The sequence below is a fragment of the Aeromonas salmonicida subsp. salmonicida genome (assembly GCF_001643305.1).
In the GTDB taxonomy this organism is placed as follows: Bacteria; Pseudomonadota; Gammaproteobacteria; order Enterobacterales; family Aeromonadaceae; genus Aeromonas; species Aeromonas salmonicida.
In genome coordinates, this window is record NZ_LSGW01000049.1 from 203,476 (window position 1) to 221,010 (window position 17,535).

The 17,535-nt window shown below is 59.8% G+C and carries 23 protein-coding genes; 14 read left to right on the forward strand and 9 right to left on the reverse strand.

Going from position 1 to position 17,535, the window contains the following annotated elements; genetic code table 11:
• Window positions 1–63: 63 nt before the first annotated feature.
• Window positions 64–999, reverse strand: coding sequence for a zinc ABC transporter substrate-binding protein ZnuA (znuA, locus tag AXW79_RS07900; protein ID WP_005313820.1), 936 nt, complete (start codon window positions 997–999; stop codon window positions 64–66).
• A gap of 94 nt (window positions 1,000–1,093) precedes the next feature.
• Between znuA and znuC the strand changes: the two genes are divergently transcribed.
• Window positions 1,094–1,858 (forward strand): zinc ABC transporter ATP-binding protein ZnuC, encoded by a 765-nt coding sequence (gene znuC / locus AXW79_RS07905; protein WP_005313822.1) that lies wholly within the window; start codon window positions 1,094–1,096, stop codon window positions 1,856–1,858.
• Between the two features lie 20 nt (window positions 1,859–1,878).
• Entirely contained in the window at window positions 1,879–2,658 is a 780-nt protein-coding gene (znuB, locus tag AXW79_RS07910) for a zinc ABC transporter permease subunit ZnuB (RefSeq protein WP_005313824.1), read from the forward strand.
• A gap of 108 nt (window positions 2,659–2,766) precedes the next feature.
• Here znuB and AXW79_RS07915 read toward each other — a convergent pair whose 3' ends face one another.
• Complete coding sequence (locus AXW79_RS07915) at window positions 2,767–3,675, reverse strand: LysR substrate-binding domain-containing protein (protein WP_005313826.1); 909 nt, start codon at window positions 3,673–3,675, stop codon at window positions 2,767–2,769.
• Window positions 3,676–3,766: 91 nt separating this feature from the next.
• Here AXW79_RS07915 and AXW79_RS07920 point away from each other — a divergent pair, with 91 nt between their 5' ends.
• Window positions 3,767–4,624: a DMT family transporter gene (locus AXW79_RS07920; protein ID WP_005313828.1), complete on the forward strand. Its 858-nt coding sequence runs from the start codon at window positions 3,767–3,769 to the stop codon at window positions 4,622–4,624.
• Between the two features lies 1 nt (window position 4,625).
• Here AXW79_RS07920 and AXW79_RS07925 read toward each other — a convergent pair whose 3' ends face one another.
• Entirely contained in the window at window positions 4,626–5,207 is a 582-nt protein-coding gene (locus AXW79_RS07925; RefSeq protein WP_005313830.1) for a uracil-DNA glycosylase family protein, read from the reverse strand.
• Window positions 5,208–5,309: 102 nt separating this feature from the next.
• On the opposite strand from AXW79_RS07925, the gene rarD reads away from it, so the two are divergent.
• Window positions 5,310–6,206: an EamA family transporter RarD gene (rarD, locus tag AXW79_RS07930; RefSeq protein WP_005313832.1), complete on the forward strand. Its 897-nt coding sequence runs from the start codon at window positions 5,310–5,312 to the stop codon at window positions 6,204–6,206.
• On the opposite strand, the gene AXW79_RS07935 is transcribed toward rarD, so the two are convergent.
• Window positions 6,188–6,919, reverse strand: a complete 732-nt coding sequence (locus tag AXW79_RS07935; RefSeq protein ID WP_034284035.1) for a substrate-binding periplasmic protein — start codon at window positions 6,917–6,919, stop codon at window positions 6,188–6,190. The genes rarD and AXW79_RS07935 overlap by 19 nt on opposite strands.
• Window positions 6,920–6,963: 44 nt before the next feature.
• Here AXW79_RS07935 and AXW79_RS07940 point away from each other — a divergent pair, with 44 nt between their 5' ends.
• Window positions 6,964–7,374, forward strand: coding sequence for a GIY-YIG nuclease family protein (locus AXW79_RS07940; protein WP_011898319.1), 411 nt, complete (start codon window positions 6,964–6,966; stop codon window positions 7,372–7,374).
• On the opposite strand, the gene pspG is transcribed toward AXW79_RS07940, so the two are convergent.
• The 4 genes from pspG to AXW79_RS07960 all read right to left on the reverse strand — a co-directional run bounded on the left by pspG (window position 7,371) and on the right by AXW79_RS07960 (window position 9,416).
• Window positions 7,371–7,589: an envelope stress response protein PspG gene (pspG, locus tag AXW79_RS07945; RefSeq protein ID WP_005313840.1), complete on the reverse strand. Its 219-nt coding sequence runs from the start codon at window positions 7,587–7,589 to the stop codon at window positions 7,371–7,373. The genes AXW79_RS07940 and pspG overlap by 4 nt on opposite strands.
• 46 nt (window positions 7,590–7,635) lie before the next feature.
• Window positions 7,636–7,842 (reverse strand): PspC domain-containing protein, encoded by a 207-nt coding sequence (locus tag AXW79_RS07950; RefSeq protein ID WP_005313843.1) that lies wholly within the window; start codon window positions 7,840–7,842, stop codon window positions 7,636–7,638.
• Window positions 7,843–7,844: 2 nt separating this feature from the next.
• Window positions 7,845–8,477 carry a phage shock protein PspA gene (gene pspA / locus AXW79_RS07955; RefSeq protein ID WP_005313844.1) on the reverse strand — a complete coding sequence of 211 codons (633 nt, stop codon included), beginning with the start codon at window positions 8,475–8,477 and terminating at the stop codon, window positions 7,845–7,847.
• Window positions 8,478–8,687: 210 nt separating this feature from the next.
• On the reverse strand, window positions 8,688–9,416 hold the full coding sequence (locus AXW79_RS07960) for a 1-acylglycerol-3-phosphate O-acyltransferase (protein ID WP_005313847.1): 729 nt from the start codon (window positions 9,414–9,416) through the stop codon (window positions 8,688–8,690).
• A gap of 176 nt (window positions 9,417–9,592) precedes the next feature.
• Between AXW79_RS07960 and AXW79_RS07965 the strand changes: the two genes are divergently transcribed.
• The 9 genes from AXW79_RS07965 (at window position 9,593) to atcC (ending at window position 16,790) form a co-directional block, all read left to right on the forward strand.
• Window positions 9,593–9,970 (forward strand): hypothetical protein, encoded by a 378-nt coding sequence (locus AXW79_RS07965; protein WP_005313850.1) that lies wholly within the window; start codon window positions 9,593–9,595, stop codon window positions 9,968–9,970.
• Window positions 9,971–10,020: 50 nt separating this feature from the next.
• The gene (locus AXW79_RS07970) at window positions 10,021–12,063 is read left to right on the forward strand and encodes a protein-disulfide reductase DsbD family protein (protein WP_005313860.1); all 2,043 of its coding nucleotides are present in this window, start codon (window positions 10,021–10,023) and stop codon (window positions 12,061–12,063) included.
• The gene (locus tag AXW79_RS07975; RefSeq protein WP_005313861.1) at window positions 12,060–12,791 is read left to right on the forward strand and encodes a DsbA family protein; all 732 of its coding nucleotides are present in this window, start codon (window positions 12,060–12,062) and stop codon (window positions 12,789–12,791) included. The genes AXW79_RS07970 and AXW79_RS07975 overlap by 4 nt, the downstream gene beginning before the upstream one ends.
• A 2-nt stretch (window positions 12,792–12,793) precedes the next feature.
• Complete coding sequence (locus AXW79_RS07980; RefSeq protein WP_005313862.1) at window positions 12,794–13,318, forward strand: protein disulfide oxidoreductase; 525 nt, start codon at window positions 12,794–12,796, stop codon at window positions 13,316–13,318.
• A gap of 184 nt (window positions 13,319–13,502) precedes the next feature.
• Window positions 13,503–13,979 carry a DoxX family protein gene (locus AXW79_RS07985; protein ID WP_005313864.1) on the forward strand — a complete coding sequence of 159 codons (477 nt, stop codon included), beginning with the start codon at window positions 13,503–13,505 and terminating at the stop codon, window positions 13,977–13,979.
• Window positions 13,980–14,279: 300 nt separating this feature from the next.
• Entirely contained in the window at window positions 14,280–14,564 is a 285-nt protein-coding gene (gene atcJ / locus AXW79_RS07990) for a cold adaptation protein ActJcold adaptation protein ActJ (protein ID WP_005313867.1), read from the forward strand.
• 6 nt (window positions 14,565–14,570) lie between these two features.
• The gene (gene atcA / locus AXW79_RS07995) at window positions 14,571–15,098 is read left to right on the forward strand and encodes a cold adaptation protein AtcA (RefSeq protein WP_005313869.1); all 528 of its coding nucleotides are present in this window, start codon (window positions 14,571–14,573) and stop codon (window positions 15,096–15,098) included.
• 13 nt (window positions 15,099–15,111) lie between these two features.
• The gene (gene atcB / locus AXW79_RS08000) at window positions 15,112–15,873 is read left to right on the forward strand and encodes a cold adaptation protein AtcB (RefSeq protein WP_005313872.1); all 762 of its coding nucleotides are present in this window, start codon (window positions 15,112–15,114) and stop codon (window positions 15,871–15,873) included.
• Between the two features lie 11 nt (window positions 15,874–15,884).
• Window positions 15,885–16,790, forward strand: a complete 906-nt coding sequence (atcC, locus tag AXW79_RS08005; RefSeq protein ID WP_005313875.1) for a cold adaptation protein AtcC — start codon at window positions 15,885–15,887, stop codon at window positions 16,788–16,790.
• A 299-nt stretch (window positions 16,791–17,089) separates the two neighbouring features.
• On the opposite strand, the gene AXW79_RS08010 is transcribed toward atcC, so the two are convergent.
• Window positions 17,090–17,413 (reverse strand): hypothetical protein, encoded by a 324-nt coding sequence (locus tag AXW79_RS08010; protein WP_011898315.1) that lies wholly within the window; start codon window positions 17,411–17,413, stop codon window positions 17,090–17,092.
• Window positions 17,414–17,535 lie beyond the last annotated feature (122 nt).

Below are 17,535 nucleotides of genomic sequence, written 5' to 3' on the forward strand. Positions count from 1 at the left end.
ATGTCAGATGATGAAGGTCAGTATAGTTGGCCACGGTTGCCCTATCGATCAACCCGCCCTGGCTCAGCGGCACTGGGCGAAGGCATCGGCCAGTTGCTGCATGAACTGCGGATAGCCATCCGGCCCGAGCGGCACCTGCTCACCCACCTCGTCCAACAGCAGCACCTTGGCACCGGTATTGCGGGCGACCGACTCGATCACTGCCGGCGAGAACTGCGGCTCGGCATAGATGCAACTCGCCTGTTTCTCCTGCAGCGCCTTGCGGATATCGACCAGCGTCTTGGCGCCAGGGCGACGCTCCGGGCTCACGGTAAAGTGCCCCTTGGAGCTCATGCCGTAGTGACGTTCCCAGTAACCATAAGCCTCGTGAAACACAAAATAGCCCTTCTGGCTCACTGCCTTCATCTGCCCGGCAATCAGCTTGTCCTTGGCATCCACCTTGCCCTTGAAGGTCAGCAGGTTGGCACGATAGCGCTCGGCATTGGCCGGATCCTGGGCGCTCAAGGTTTCGCTCAATGCGCTGGCGATGACCAGTGCCTGGGTTGGCCCCAGCCAGATATGCGGGTCCACCCCTTCATGATGATGCCCTTCGTGTCCGTCATGGTCTGCGTGATCATGGGCAGCATGGTCGTGCTCATCGGCATCATGATGATGGCTGTCATGGCTCGGCTGAGTTGCGTAATTGAACAGCGGCATCCCTTCAACCTGGGTAAGAGTCAGCACGTGAGGATGCTTGGCCAGCGGCTTGGCCATGAAACCTTCCAGCTCTGGACCCACCCACACCACCAGATCGGCGCCGTTGATGCTGCGAATATCGGAGGGGCGCAGGGCAAAATCGTGGGGAGAGGCGCCGGTCGGCAACAGTACCTTGGGCTCGCTCACGCCATCGGTGATCGCGGCCGCGATAAAGCCGAGGGGCTTGATGGTGGTCAGCACCTCGAGGGCACGGACAGGCAGACTCACCGCCAGCAGGGCAGTGATCAGTGTAAGAATTCGCATAGAGATCTCGTCAGGAAGTGAGTGTGTGATAATATAACAAACCAATACTGCTGTTATATTATAACTCTCACAGGCTGTAAACCCCGGAGCTGTCATGACCCAACTGGTGGAGCTGAAAGAGGTCTGTCTTTCGTTCGACGGACGATCCGTGCTCGACAAGGTCTCCTTTACCCTGAATAAAGGCAAAATAACTACCCTGGTCGGCCCCAACGGGGCGGGCAAGAGCACATTGAGCAAGCTGGTGCTGGGCCTGCTCACCCCGGATTCCGGCGAGATCAATCGCAGTCGGGACCTGAGGGTCGGCTATGTCCCCCAGCGCCTCTATCTGGATCCTACCCTGCCGCTGACAGTGCGTCGCTTTCTGCAGCTTGGCAAGAATGGCCGCCTCTCCATCGATGAGGCGCTGGATCGGGTCGGCGCGGGGGACCTGCTGGACAACCGGATGCAGAAACTCTCCGGTGGCGAAATGCAGCGGGTGCTGCTAGCCCGCGCCCTGCTGGTCAAACCCGAGCTGCTGGTGCTGGATGAGCCTGTTCAGGGCGTGGACATCACGGGCCAGATCGAGCTCTACGCCCTTATCAGCCAGCTGGCGGCCGAGCTCAACTGCGCCGTGCTGATGGTCTCCCACGACCTGCATCTGGTGATGGCCAGCACCCATGAGGTGATCTGTCTCAATCGTCACGTCTGCTGTCACGGTGAACCGGAAAGCGTGGCGCGCCACCCTGAATTTGCCCGCCTGTTCGGACGACCTGAACAGGAGGTGCTGGCGGTCTACACCCACCATCATCACTGCGACGGCGAACATCATCATCACGAACCGCAGGCGCCCGTCATCCGCCTGCCGTCTCGCAATCAATAAGCGCAGCTAAGGACATTCAAGTGGACAGCTTTCTGTTATATGCCCTCGCGGCAGGTCTCGGCATCGCCCTGCTGGCCGGGCCTCTGGGCAGCTTTGTGGTGTGGCGCAAGATGGCCTATTTCGGCGACACCCTCTCCCACGCCTGCCTGTTTGGCATAGCGCTGGGGATACTGCTGCAGGTGGATCTCACCCTGGCCGTGGTGGTCTGCTGCCTCGCCATGGCCATGCTGCTGGTGATCATGAGCCGCAACCAGCAGGTGGCGACCGATACCCTGCTCGGCATCCTGGCCCACAGTGCCCTGTCGCTCGGCCTGGTCACCTTGAGTTTTATGGATAACGTGCGGGTGGATCTGATGGCCTACCTGTTCGGCGACCTGCTCTCGGTACAGCCGGTGGATCTGCTCTGGATCTACGGTGGTGGTGCCCTGGTGCTGCTAACCCTGTGGCGACTGTGGGATCCCCTGCTCTCCATGACCATCTCGGAAGAGCTGGCGCGGGTGGAAGGGGTCAGGGTCGATGTGCTGCGCTGCGTGCTGATGCTGCTGATTGGGCTGGTGATCGCCGTGGCGATGAAGTTTGTCGGGGCGTTGATCATCACCTCCTTGCTGATCATTCCCGCCGCCACCGCTCGCCGTTTCAGCCAGACGCCGGAGCAGATGGCCGGTTTTGCGGCGTTGATCGGCTGTCTGGCTGTGCTGGGCGGGCTCAGCCTCTCCTGGTATCAGGACACGCCTGCGGGCCCTTCCGTCGTGGTCTGTGCCACCAGCATGTTTATTCTGAGCCAGTTCAAGAAAGCCTGAGTATCGTATGGCCTGATGCTTGCCATCAGGCCACTGCAAATCCCTCGGTGGCGTCTGTGCCGCCAGCCTGTTTATTCTGCGCCAGTTCAAAAAAGCCCAACCTGAGCATCAGGGCTGTGCTTTTGTTTGCAAGGCCATGCTCTGGCGCGTCTCCATCATTAGCCATTGGCGCAACCGGCTGATGGCGGGCTCATGGGCCCGGGATCGTTTGCAGGTGAAATAGAAGGCATCCCCCGTCTCCAGCTGGTGTACCGGCAAGGCCACCAGCTGGGGATCATCCGGTCGCAACATGTAGTCGTTCACAAAGGCCACCCCCTGATCCCAGGCCGCCGCCTCCATCGCCAGCAACACATGACTGAAGTGGTGCATGCGCGCCTCATCGGGAATGACCAGCTCACCCGCCTTGGCCCAGCGCTGCCAATCCTCTCCCCGCGCCTTGTAGATGGACTGTACCGACAGGAGCGGCAGTTGCCAGATGGCCTGCGGCCATTCCCCTTCAACTTGCTGCAACAACCGCCGGCTGCAAACCGGAAAGAGCCGCTCCCGATAGATGAGATCGTGGCAATAGCCACGGCCATGGGGCGAGACTGTGATAAAACAGTCTGCCACCCGATCGGAAAGTTCGGGGTCTTCCGCCACCATCTCCAGGCTCAGATCCAGCTCGGGATAGAGCTGACGCAAGCCCGCCAGGCGCGGGATCAACCACTTCACCGCGAACGAGCTGTAGACGGCAAGCCGGACCCGCATCTCGCCACCGCCGCGCAGTTGTTCGCTGCTCTGGGCGATCTGGCCAAGCCCGGCCGCTATGCCCTCAAAATACACCTCCCCTTGGGCTGTCAATGACAACAGCCGCCCCTGGCGCAGCAGCAGCCGCTCCCCCAGAAAATCCTCCAGCAATCGGATCTGGTGGCTGACCGCACTCTGGCTGACGTTCAGCTCGAGGGCCGCACGGGAAAAACTGAGCAGGCGGGCAACCGCTTCGAAATATTGAACGGCGCGCAGGGGAGGCAGCTTCATTATCCAAAAATCTCATAGATGGTGATTTTTTATCATTTTACTGGATAACTGACCCCGCGCTACCCTGCCCTCATCTGATGTGGGAGGTGGTATGAATGCAGTCGGGATCGGGATCCTCTATCTGGTGCTGGGCAATATGGTGGCGGTCTTTTCCGATGCGCTGGTCAAGGTGTTGGAGCCGAGCCAGCCCGTGTTCCAGTTTGTCTTCTTTCGCCAGCTCTCCGCAGCCCTCTTGCTGACGCCCTGGCTGCTCTGGTCTTGGCGTCGCAATCCACCGGTCGCCATCAAGTGGCATCTGCTGCGAGCCCACATCTGGGCGGTTGGCGTCTGCTTGATGGTGATCGCCCTCACCCGCTTGCCGCTGGCCACCGCCAATGCCCTCTTCTATGCGGCGCCCCTGATGATGGTACCGCTGGCAGTGTGGATGGCGGGGGAAGCCATCTCGCGCCAGAAGGTGCTGACCGCGCTCATCGGTTTTATCGGAGTGCTGATCGTGCTGCGGCCGACCGAGGTGAACTGGGCCGCGCTGGCGGCACTCGGGGTGGCGCTCTCCATGGCGCTCAACAACTTGCTGATCAAGCGGATCCCGCTCAAGCAGCCCATCGCCCAGACACTGTTCTTCACCAACGTGCTGAGCATGCCTTTCATACTGGCGCTGGCGCTATGGGAAGGGGGCGACTGGCAGTGGCAGATGTGGTGGCCCGCCTTCGGCTCATCGGCGCTGATCATGGTCTATGCCGGCTTGTGCGTGGTGGCCTATCGCAAGGCGGAGGCGAGCAAGATCGCCTCGGCGGAATATACCGGCCTCTTGATGGCGGTTGCCATCGGGGTCTGGTTGTTTGACGAGCAGCCGGGTCTGCCGCTGCTGCTGGGGTGCTTGTGCATCATAATCCCGCTGCTTGCCATGGCCCGCAGCAAGCCAAAACCCCTGGCAGAACCGGCGGCCTGAATCAAAGCAGCAAGGGGGCGACCCTTTGCTGCAAATGGGGGAGCACGTCCTGCTCGAACCAAGGGTTCTTCCTGAGCCAGAAAGTATTGCGGGGAGACGGGTGCGGCAACGGCAACCAGGCGGGACAATAGTCGGCCCATTGTCTTACCGTCTCGGTCAGCGAACCTTTGCCGGCCTTGCCCAGATAGTACTGTTGGGAATACTGGCCGATGAGCAGGGTCAGCTCGATATTGGGCAGCAGCATCAATACCTTGTCGTGCCAGGTAGGCGCACATTCAGGACGAGGGGGCAGATCCCCCGACTTGCCCTTGCCGGGGTAGCAGAGCCCCATCGGCATGATGGCGATGCGGGACTCGTCGTAGAAGGTCGTTTTATCCACGCCGAGCCAGTGACGCAGCCGATCGCCAGAGGGGTCATCCCAGGGGATGCCGCTGGCATGCACTCGGGTGCCGGGAGCCTGACCGATGATCAGCAGACGAGCACTCTCTTTCCCGCGGATCACAGGGCGCGGGCCCAGCGGCAAATGAGCCTCGCACAACCGGCAGGCCCGGATCTGTTCAAACAGCGTATCGAGTCGGTTCATGGGCCCGATGGTAACAGAGTTTTCCCCCTGATCCTGCTTGTGAAAGATTCAACAGATACTTATCATGCGGCCACGAATGTTTAATTTAATAAACGAAAAACGATGAAAAACTGGATGGGCACCGGCAGCGCGGCCCTCTCATTCGCGCTGTGGGGCATGCTGCCCCTCTATTACCAGTTCATGCCCGAGGTCAACATGTGGGAGCTGCTCTCCCACCGTGTACTCTGGTCTGTCGTTCTGCTGGCTGCGCTCTTTGCTCTCTTCGGCTATCAGGTGCCCTGGGCACGGCTTCGCAGTGAACCGCGCCAGCTGGGCCTCATACTGCTGGCGGGCCCCGTCATGTCCATCAGCTGGTGCATGTTCACCTGGTGTCTGACCACGGGTCAGGTGCTGGCCACCAGCCTCGCCTTCTTCATGACGCCGCTGTTCAATATCGTGTTCGCCGTCATCTTCCTCAAAGAGAAGCTCACAGTACAAAAGCACCTGGCAGTGGCACTGGCCGGACTCGCCTACATGCTGTTATCCTACGGTCAGCTGCCCTGGTTCTCCCTCATCATGGGGGCCAACTTCACCTTCTATGGTCTGCTCAAAAAGAAAGTGCACTACGACGCCGGTGTCAGCCTCTACCTCGAAGCCCTGGTCCAGCTTCCCGTCGCCCTGCTGATCATTGGCGCTCTGACGCTCAACGGCATGAGCCAGTTCATGGCCGGTGACTGGGCCGACCGACTGCTGCTGATGGGCAGCGCTCCCGCCACCCTGCTGCCGGTGGGGCTGTTCTGTTACGGCATGATGCGCACCCGCATGAGCACGGTTGGCCTGCTGCAATACATAGAACCCAGCCTCGCCTTCCTGCTCGCTATCCTCTGGTTTGGCGAGACGGCGGATCCGGTCAAATCAGTGGGGTTTGCCTTTGTCTGGGCGGGCCTGCTGGTGAGCCTGCTGCCGCTGCACCGCCTCAGGCGCGGCGGCAACAATGATGCTCAGGGTCTGCTGCGATAGGATTCCAGAATGGCAAGCCACTTGGGATCCCTACCCATCTGCTCGGCAATGTCGTTCAGCCTGGTATGCAACTCGTGGCGGGATTTGGGCAGCAAGAGGTGGCGGGTATAGCTGGATTGGGCAAAGGGCGAAACGAACAGCTTGCCCTCATAGGCATCGTGGGTGAAAAAAGCGAGTGCCGAGCCCGGCACCAGCGTCACATCAATGCGGCCGCGTATCAGCAGGCTGAAATTGGTTCTGACCTTCTTGGCATCGTGGCGCACCAGATCGCCCCGGGCCACAGCATCATCGATGCCCTGATAGCGGTAGCCCTCTATGCCACCGAAGATCAGCCCCTTGAGTGAATCCGGGCCACGATAGGTGACAGGTTTGGCCAGGCTGGAGATAAGCTCGTTGGTGTCGCGCATCATGGAAAAGGTCCACAGATAGTGCTCGCGCTGGGGATCCCCGACCCAGACAGGATTGACCCAGCTCACCAGGCCGTCAAAGCCAGGATCCGACATCTCCAGCGCCAATCTGGCGCGATTCACCAGCCAGAGCTCAAGTCTGGGTTCTCCGCCAAGCTTTTCGTTGAGATACTTGACCAGATCCCGGCTCAGCCCGGTCGTCTCCCCCGTCATAAAAGGGGGATGCTGATGATAATCGTAGAGACGCAGCGTCTCTCCATGAGCCGACATCGACAACAGACACCACAACCAACACCAGACTCGCATCGCACCTCCTTGGGCTGATCTTGAGTTTGGCACAGGCAGATCGAATGAGAAAATCCACCATGGACGCCGAACCGACTAGCTCACCCCCAGCCGGCCAGTGGTCCATCTATCTGGTTCGCACTGCGGCCGGTCTGCTCTATACGGGGATCAGCACAGACCCGATCAGACGATTGCGCCAGCACCAGAGCGGCAAAGGCTCACGCGCCCTGCGTGGCAAAGGACCATTGGTGCTGGTGTGGCAGCAGACAGTCGGTAACAAGGGGGCCGCGCTGCGGCTCGAATATCGCCTCAAGCAGCAGAGCAAAGCCTTCAAAGAGCGCCTGGTGCAAGAGCCGGATCGCTGGGCCGACTGGAGTCAGCCCTGGCTGACGGTCGTCACGCCACCCCTGGAAGCACCACAAAAAAGGCCACTGCAAGCAGTGGCCAAGGAAGGATCCGATAACAGGGAGGGTTAACGGTAGGTATTGGATTGCTTGCGCCTGTTGCTGATGAACCAGCACACCACCAGCAGCACCAGCAACCACGGCGCCAGCTTGATGATGAGAGCAAACATGCCGGCCAGGGCGCCGAACAGCACGAAGACACCGCTCACCACCAACATGGCCAGCACGGTGAACCCCGTCAGCGCCATGGCGACCAACACCAGCATCAAGACAATAAATTCCAGCATGTTCTGCTCCTCACAGGCTTCTCTTGCTGGCTGAATGACCCCGGGGTCAGTCCAGCCAACGCTTCAATTCACGACGGGGCGGCATGATCAGCACCGCCAGCAGATAGGCGGCCAGGGTCAGCGGCGGCATCAGGATCAGGGCGATCAGCGCCACTATCCGTACCGTCACCCTGGAGAGCCCCAGCCGGTTGGCAATGCCGGCGCAGACCCCGGTCAACTTGCGATGGGCAAGGTCTTTCGGCCAGGGCGTCATGATTATGCCTCCACCTTCTGACCCTTCAGACGGGCCAGCTCGCGGAACTGGGCCTCCAGCGAGGGATTCTGCCCCAGGGTCGCCGCCTCCATCTGGGCTTCCAGCTGATCGACCCGCCCCTGAAAACCGTCAAAGCGGGCCATCAGCTCATGCATGCGCTGATTGTCGACCTGAGCACGGGCACGGATGCGACTGTGGGCTGTCTGCTCCCGCAGGGTCAGCATCTTTTGCTTCTCGCGGGCCTCGCTCAGCTTGGCCGCCAGTCGCTCGCTGTCGGCGGTGAGCTGGGCCAGCACCTCGGCCACACGGGCCTTGTCCTGCTCCAGTTGCTCGCATTTTTTGACCTCGGCCAGCTTCTCTGTGAGAGCGGCACGGGCCAGATCCTCACGTCCCTTCTGGATGGCGAGCTCGGCCTTGGCCGACCACTCCAGGACCTGGTGTTGCAACGCCTGCTGGTGACGCTCCAGCTGTTTCTGCTCGGCGATGACGCGGGCGGCCTGGGTTCTCATCTCGACCTGCACCTGCTCCATCTCTTCGATCATCAACCGCAGCATCTTCTCCGGCTCTTCACTCTTGTCGAGCAGGCTGTGCAGGTTGGCATTGATCACGTCGGTCAGGCGGCTGAATACGCTCATGGTCTGGCTCCTTGTTCATTGGGATGGCTATCTCTTCCCATAGCATTACAAGAGCCGTGCCAAAATAATTTATTGTTGTTTTACATATAGATATGGATTTCACACTGAGATTCAAGGCGAGAGCATTGGTAAAAATAACCAATAAAGTGGTGATTTTAACCAACAAAAAAGGGAGCCAGTGGCTCCCTCTATGTCGTCTTCCGTTCAGATTCAGACGGCCTGATGACGACCCAGCTTGCTGTCCAGTTCGACCAGCTTGCTTTCCATCGCTGCACGGCAGGTATCGGACAGATCTCGAATGCCGGCAGCGCCGTGCTCCTTGCTGCACAGCGGAGCCATCACCTCGACAAGCACTTCACCATTGTCCCAGCGGTTCAGGTCAACCTGACCGAAGTAGCTGGAGCAGACGATGGGCACCACGGGCACCTCGGCCTGTACGGCGGTGTGGAAGGCGCCTGCCTTGAACGGCAGCAGGCCACGGCCCTTGGAACGAGTGCCTTCAGGGAACATCCAGATGGAGGTACCGTGATTCTTGATGCGATCCACCACCTGGCCTATGGTGCCGATGGCACGAGAGCGGTTGGAACGATCGATCAGCACGTTGCCTGAGAGCCAGAAGATAAGACCGAAGAAGGGCAGCCACAGCAGACTCTTCTTGCCCACCGCCACCACGCCCGGCATGACGGCACCGGTCACGGTGAAGATGTCGAAGTTGCTCTGGTGGTTGCAGACGTAAACCGCCGGGCCGAGCGACTTGATCTCGTCCGGTATGGTTACCTTGACCTTGAGCCCGAGCAGCGGGCAAACCGCATGGTACATGCGGGCGAAGACAAAGACATTGTTGGGATGACGCGGACGCACCAGACAGAGCAACAGACCGAACACGAACCAGAAGACGAGCAGCAGGGTTAGCAGCAGCACACGGGCAAGTTTGAGCATCGAACACCTCGGATTTTAACTCGGCGCAGTATACTGATCCCCCTTTTAGCGAACAAGCGTTCGCCAAACAGAACTGACCACCCCGCAGCGCACATATGGTCGTATCGAATCCTGCTGACTTGCCCCTGACATTATTGATCGATAGGATATGCACCATTCAACAGGGTAGGGCGAGCATGATTTTGCGACAACGCGTGGCGACAAGACTCCTGCTGCTGGTCTGCATTCTGGTGCTCAACTGTGCGGCCCAGCCGCTGGCACGGCTGGCTCAGCTCGATCAGGCCCTGAGTTGCCAGCTGCTGCCTGTCCCATCTTCCGGCGCCGAAGCTGACGATGCCCAAACCGCAACCCCCCAGCCAAGCAGTTGCCAGCTCAACGGCAAGTGGCTCAGTGCCGCTACCCTGCTCTGCGTCGAACAGATCTTCTTTGCCATCGCTTTTGTGATTGCCCTGCTGGCGCCGCTGTCGCGCCGCTCCCCCGCCTTGCCCCCCCCCAGAAACATATCTCCGCCTGAACGGCGACTTCATCTTACTCTCTGTGTCTGGCGAGAATGAGTTAGCCGCGGTTTACACCACCCTAACTTTCATTTTCAAGAGACAAAAAAATGTCAAACATCATCAAGACCGCCCTGTTGATGGGCGGCCTGCTGTGGCAATCCATGGGATTGGCCAGCGATACCGGCTGGCTTGCCAGCCCCCAGAACGATCACGCCAAAGTGCGGCTGCAAGCGGATACCCGAGATCCCGCCCAAACTCGCGTGCTGCTCAGCCTGGAGCTCGAGTCCGGCTGGAAGACCTATTGGCAGAACCCGGGGGAAGGTGGCATTGCCCCTGAAATCTTCTGGGATGCCCCTCAAGCCACCCAGCAGTGGCACTGGCCCGTGCCGGAGCGATTTGACGTCAGTGGTATCTCGACCCAGGGCTATCAGAAGACCGTCAGCCTTCCTATCACGCTTGCTCACAGCAGCAGCGATGCGCTGACTGGCACCCTGCGCCTTTCGACTTGCAGCAATGTCTGCATTCTGACCGACTACCCTTTTACCCTTGCGCTGGATGGCACCACGCCGGAAGGATTCGACTTTGCCTACGCCCAGGCGATGAGCAAGCTGCCACAAACCCTGCCGGATACCGTCATCCTCAAAGCGGGTTATCAGCAAAACCAGCTGCAGCTGACCGCCGACAACCCGCAAGGCTGGCAGGATCCCCAGATTTTCCTCCAGAAGCTGGAGGGCGCTGAATTTGGCAAACCCGAGCTGGAGGTGCAAGGCAACACCCTGATCGCCCGTATTCCGGTCAGCGATGGCTGGCAGGGCGATGCGCCCGACATCCGTAACCAGCAACTCGGGTTTGTACTGGCCAACGGTGAACAGGCCTGGCAGAGCGAGTTCCACATAGGTGACCCGCTGACCCTGCCGAGTCAGGGTCACTCGATGCTCTGGCTGCTGGGCGCCGCCCTGCTGGGTGGCCTTATCCTCAATCTGATGCCCTGCGTGCTGCCGGTGCTGGCACTCAAGCTGGGGTCGGTGTTGCAGCTGGAAACCCGCGAGCGCCGTCCGGTTCGTTTGCAATTCCTGGCGGCCAGTGCCGGCATCCTGGTCTCCTTCTGGGCGCTGGCACTGATGAGCACACTGCTGCGCGCCACCCAGGGAGCGGTCAGCTGGGGTATCCAGTTCCAGAGCGTCTGGTTTATCGGCTTCATGGTGGTGGTCACCCTGCTGTTTTGTGCCAACCTGCTGGGGCTGTTCGAGTTAAGGCTGCCAAGCAACCTCAATACCCGTCTCGCCACCACGGGTGGCAACAGCCTGGGCGGTCACTTTCTGCAGGGGTGCTTTGCCACCCTGCTGGCAACCCCCTGCTCGGCGCCCTTCCTCGGTACAGCGGTCGCCTTTGCGCTCGGAGCACCGCTGGGTCAACTCTGGCTCATCTTCACCGCACTGGGGATTGGCATGAGCCTGCCCTGGCTGCTGATCGCCGCCTTCCCCCGCCTTGCGCTCTGGCTGCCGAAGCCGGGCCGCTGGATGCGGCGCCTGCGCATTCTGCTCGGTCTGATGATGCTGGGCTCCAGCCTCTGGCTGCTCAGCCTGCTCGGCAACCATATCGGTCAATTCTGGATGCTGATCCTGATGGCGCTGATGCTGGCGGCCCTGCTGCTAGCCGTGGTGTGGCGTCACGGTATTCGGGGTGTGACCCTGGGACTGGCCCTCACCTGTCTAGTGGGTGGAGCCCTGCTGCTGGGCGGCGCCTTTACGATGGAAGGAAAACCCCAGCGAGATACCGTCAACTGGCAGCCGCTCTCTGAGCAAGCCATTGTGGATGCTCTGGCGCAGAACAAGCCGGTTTTTGTCGATGTCACTGCCGACTGGTGCATTACCTGTAAAGCCAACAAATTCAACGTGCTGCTGCGAGATGATGTGCAAAAAGCGCTGAGCGCCCCCGACGTGGTAGCCCTGCGCGGGGACTGGAGCCGTCCCTCCGCCAGCATCGCTGATTTCTTGCGCCAGCGCGGCAGCGTGGCCATTCCCTTCAACCAGATTTATGGGCCGGGCCTGCTTGGTAGCGAGATCCTCTCCCCCCTGCTGGACCGACCGACTCTGCTTGGCACCCTGAAGCAAGCAGCCATAGCCCCTTCTCAAGGAGACACCAAATGAAATCGACCCTGCTCACCCTGACCCTGCTGGGCACCCTGCTGACCCCGGCCCTGCACGCAGCCCCCTTCACCCCGGAGCAGGAGGCCCGCATCAAGGAGCTCATTCGTGAAACCCTGGTGGCCAACCCCAAGATCCTCGATGAGGTGGCCGATGCCTGGGAGAAACAGAATGCGGCGGATCAGGCCAACCAGCTTGGCAACTTCATCAAGGGCAACCAGGATGTGCTGTTCAACAGCGCTACCAGCCCGCGCCTGGGCGCCAAAAACCCCAAGCTGACCCTGGTGTCGTTCACCGACTACAACTGCCCCTTCTGCAAACAGTTCGATCCCCATCTGGCCAGGCTGCTGAAGGCCTACCCAAATGATGTCGGGCTGGTGATCAAGCTGTTGCCGTTCAAGGGGCAGACCTCTGCCAAGGCGGCCCAATACAGCCTGACCCTGTGGCAGCAGGACCCAGCCCGCTTTCTTGCCCTGCACGACAAGCTGATGAGCAAGCAGGGCATGCTGACCGAGGCGGATATCAACAAGGCGCTGGCGGCCACCGGCAACGCTGCGCTCAAACCCGAAGCCAGGGCCACCGAGGAGCTACGCAACAGCCTTCGCATCGGCACGCTGCTGGGAGTGCAAGGGACACCGGCCACATTGATCGGCAACCAGCTGGTGTCGGGCGCCATCCCCTATGAAGAGCTTGAGCAAATTGTGAAAGCCGAACTGGCCAGGAAGGGGTAACCATGGAAGCCAAACCATCCCTCCCCCATCGCCTGCGACGCTGGGGCAAAGAGGCACTCTGGCTGCTGCTGTTTGGCGTGGTCATTTCGACGGCGCTGGACTTCTGGCGCAGCCCGGCGCTGCCAGAAGGCAACCCTCTGCCCACCCTCACCCTGCAAGATGGCACCACCGCCGACCTGCAGGCCATGAGCCGGGACAAGCCGCTGCTGGTCTACTACTGGGCCAGCTGGTGCGCCGTCTGCCGCTTCACCACACCGACGGTGGAGCAGCTCTGGCAGGACGGTGAAAACGTGCTGACGGTGGCACTGCGCTCAGGCAACACGCAGCAGTTGAGCAAGGGGATGGGCAAAAAGGGGCTGACCTTCCCGACCCATAACGATGAGCGAGGGGACCTCGCCGCCCGCTGGCAGGTGAGCGTGACCCCCAGCTTCCTCATCGTCAAGGACGGCAAGGTGGTGAGTACCACCACAGGCTGGAGTTCGGGTCTGGGGCTGAAATTGCGCCTGGCCTGGGCCAGCCTCGGCTAAACCGGCCTCACTGGTGCCGACATTGGTGCTCTTGTCCCTGATGAAGAAGAGCACCACTCGGCCCACATATGATCGAGATAGAGGTAATTTTTGCCCAAGCGGGCGGGACAACCCCTGTTGACCGCCCGCATCCGGCCTCTATCGACCATCAACTTCACATCCTCATACAAATACAGGAGTGGATATGACTTCCATCATCGCGCGTTTTCTGTCGACCAGGAGTGAACGCTATTTCTTGCCGCTGACACTGATCCGGATAGCGTTCGGTCTTTTCTTCTTTGCGTCTGGTCTGAATAAATTGATCCAGCCAGATAACCAGCAGGCCATGCTGCACACCATGATAGAGGCAGGGCTCCCGTATCCTGCCTTTATGGCAACCTTTGTGGCAGGCAATGAAACCCTGTTTGGCTTGCTGCTGGTTTTTGGTCTGCTAACCAGGTTGTCCTCGCTGGTGTTGCTGGTGATCAACATTGTTGCCCTGGTGACCATAGGTCTTCATCAGATACCCGCCGACGTGACCGGGCTCGAATGGTATAGCTGGCTGCTCTATCTGCCTGAGTCTGTCTATATCCTGCTATGCATCTTGCTGGTGGTACAGGGTTGCGGCCCCTGGGGGCTCGATCGCCATCTTGTTCGTCTGCTGCCAGAGGCGGGGCGCTGAACTCCCCTTGGCAAGCCGCAGTTGTTTGTTTACTGCACCACTCAGCTCAGATACTCAACGCCCGGCCTGCCGGGCGTTTTTTCAACCGCCATCACACATACCCCACCCTCTTCTTGCCAAAATGGCAGCGATCGGAGCTTTTCTCGCATTAGCAACTTGCTTGCCATATCGCCTCCTATTCATGGCGGAGCTGGCCTGTTTCCGTTAAAATGACGGGTTTTTGCCGTGCCTGGTTTCTCAAGCTCCACCATCAGGCGCCCGCATTGTGAATTCCAAGATGCCAGTGATGCAGGATCTGCCATGAACAACTACTTTCGGGTACTGGGCGTCAAGTCCAATGCCAGCGAAAACGACATCAAAAAAGCCTATCGACGGCTGTCGAACCAGTACCACCCAGACAAGCTGTTGGGGGCGAGCGAAGAAGAGCGAGAGCTGGCAGCCATCAAGCTGCACCAGGTAAAGCAGGCCTATGAAGTGCTGTCAGACCCGAAACAACGGGCCGCTTTCATCAAGGATTTCAACAACGTCATCGTGACCGATCCCGCTTCTGCCATGCAGGAGATGTGGGACCAATTTTACCCCTGAGGCGCTATGCAGAAAAAATGGGACCAGGCGCGGATCAAAGCGCTGATGAGTGATGCCAGTGAGAACATCGAATCCTACCGGGATCAGGACGACCCCAAGGCGCTGGAGCAATTCACCGGCAAGATGAAGACACTGCTGCTGGCTGACATGAGCATGCTGGAATTCATGCCCGAATACCTGCCACTGGCCCTCTATGGCCGGGTGCAGTTCCCGGCCAAGGCCAAACCCGAGTGGATCAAGTGGCTCGGCAGCGGCGTACAACCCTCATGGGACGAATTCAAGGTGTCGGTGGCGTTCAACAATGCCGACCTGCCGCTGGTGAAAGCGGTACGGGCCCAGAGCGAAGATCAGCTGATCGAAGCCTGCGCCGTGCTGTTCCAGCTGGATAACCCGCTGCCGCGCGGTGGCCGCCGTGCCGATGACGACTATGAGCTTCGCGACGACGATGACGACGGGGAAAACGCTGACGCCGACTACAACGGTGATGGTGACGACGACGGCGATCAAGACATGTACGACGAAGTACGTTTCTAACTTGGGGCAAAGCATGCACAGTCTGATAGAAATTACCGCCATCGAGATCAAAGAGCTGGCCGTGATCGAGCCGAAACAGGCCAGCGAGAAATTCGAACTGATCGCCAAGACAATGTCTGACGATCAGTTGGCCGAAGTCATTGAACAGATTGATATCGTCACCCTGACCCAGATCAACGGCCAGCACGACATGTCGTTCCCGTCGATCATCTCCGAGCTGATGACCCCGGAGCGGATCCGCGACATCGTCTGCCAGCAGCCCCTCTACTGGGAAGAGGCGATCAAGAACAACGCCGAAGAGCTGCAGCAGCACACCTTCGACTTCCTCAACTACCTGATCCGCACCCAGGACAGCGACGCCAAGCAGGCGGAGATCCTAGAGTGCATCGCCGAGGATCCGGCCGGTCTCTTCTACCTCGCCATCCCCTTCATCGAGTTCTATCGCGGTGAGCGCTTCGAGGATGAAGAGGGCTTCCACGACACGCTGCACGCCGAAGAGGAAGACTTGGAAGAGGCGCTCTCCTACAGCGACCGCCAGCAGAGCGAAAATGCCCACGACTACCCGCTGGATGACCCGCGCAGCCTCTTGATGCTGATCCGCGAGCTGACCCCGGATGTGGAAAAAGCCATCAAGGCACTGCTGCGCAATGAGCACTCATCCTGGGAAGGGATCATCAGCAAGTTCGCCAGCGAGCTGGTGATGCAGGCCAAAGATAAGAATGATGCCTCCGACGAGTACGCCGAAGTCGACGACATGTTCAGCTTCCTGGATTGAGGAACCCCGTCATGCAACTAGTCATACGCGATGTCAATCAGGGCCCCTTTCTTACCCAGGTGCTGCGCTTTGGCCGCGAGAGCGAACACTTGAGCGATCAGCAGCTTGGCCAGATCAAGGGCAAGGCGGTGCTGATGAGCCTGAAGTTCGCCGACAAGTACTACAACAAGTACAAGATGCATCTGCTGGAACAGGCCGCCCACGACGTCATCGGCGTGGTCAGCCTGGGCCTGCTGGAGCTGTCGCAACGGGATACCGCCAAGGCGCTGGCCCTGCTACAGGCGCCGGAGGGGCCCATCAAGCCGTTCCAGAAGGGCTGGTCCATGCTGATCTCGGTCAGTGCCAAACAGCCCGGTGGCAACAGCCTCTATGGCGACGTGGATGCGCGGCTCTTGGACAAGATCTCCAGCCCGCCCGACGTGGAGGAGTGGCAAGGCTGGCAGGAGTACGAGAAGGCGCTGGTGGAGCACAACAAGGCCCGCCTGATGAGCCTGATCGATCAGCACTTCTTCGCCTGCGAGAACGACCACCCCACCATGGAGGACAAGCTGGCCGAAGCCCTGCTCTACCGCATCCTCTGCGGCAACGGCAGCGGCGCCGCCAAACTGAAGGTAAAGCAGGATCTCAAGCGCAAATTGGCGCGGGAGATTGAGCTGCAAGAGAAGTGGTACGACACCGACTATCTGGCCGCCCAGCTGGAGCTGCTGCTGGCGGAGCTGCCGGGCGAGCTGATCGCCGGTCTGCGTCAGGATCTCAGCAAGGGATTCGTCCCCAACCTGCTGCATACCCTGGGCTTTGTGCGCCAGTACCAGTTGCTGCAACAAGAGAACGCCGAGCCGGAGAAGCTCGACAATTTCGAGATGCGCGCCGGTCTCAAGCACCCCCTGCTCGGCTGGCCGCTCTACCACGACTTCTAGGCCAGCTTTGGCTCGGGGCCGCTGCCAACGCCACAGCTGGTGGCAGCAAGCAGGATCTGCCCCGTCATGACCCAGCAACGCCCGGCTTGCCGGGCGTTGTTGTATCTGACCACCACAGTGACGAGCGGGAAACACTGGGGGACGAGGTCAGGCCATCCAGGTAGGGTGCAATAAGCGAAGCGCATTGCACCGACAAACCCGCGTATCAAGAGTGATACAACTCCCCCCGTTCACCTCCCCGGGGGCTGCAGGAGCAGGGTTTGACTGAGAGGGCCCTCTCAGCCACGCCCCTCAAGACATCAGTGCGCAATAGTCCACATGGCGCTATCCACCCCGGTTTCACGAAAGTCGATGAGCACCGGATACTGTTTACCACACCCTTCCACCGTCCAACGCTCCTGCCAATAACGGCTACCCGGCTCTCCCTTTGGCGGCTGCAACACAACCGGCACAAAGCGCTCTGGCACTTCACAGCCCTTGGTTGCCACCCAGCCAGCTACACCGACCATGGCATCCTGGATCAGCTGCTGATTGGCCAGGGTTCCCTCCTGTACCGGTTCGGGCGTCTCGGCTTGCGCGTACAAGGCCCAGCAGCAAAACAAGATCGGGACATATTTCATCATCAGATCTCCAGCAGGTTCAGCCTGTCCAAATCGACAAAATTGTTTCGTTTGGGGCTTTTATGATGCACTGAAACACTCCTAAACAAAATCTCTCTCGGTGCGAGTGTAGTGGTCAACTAAAT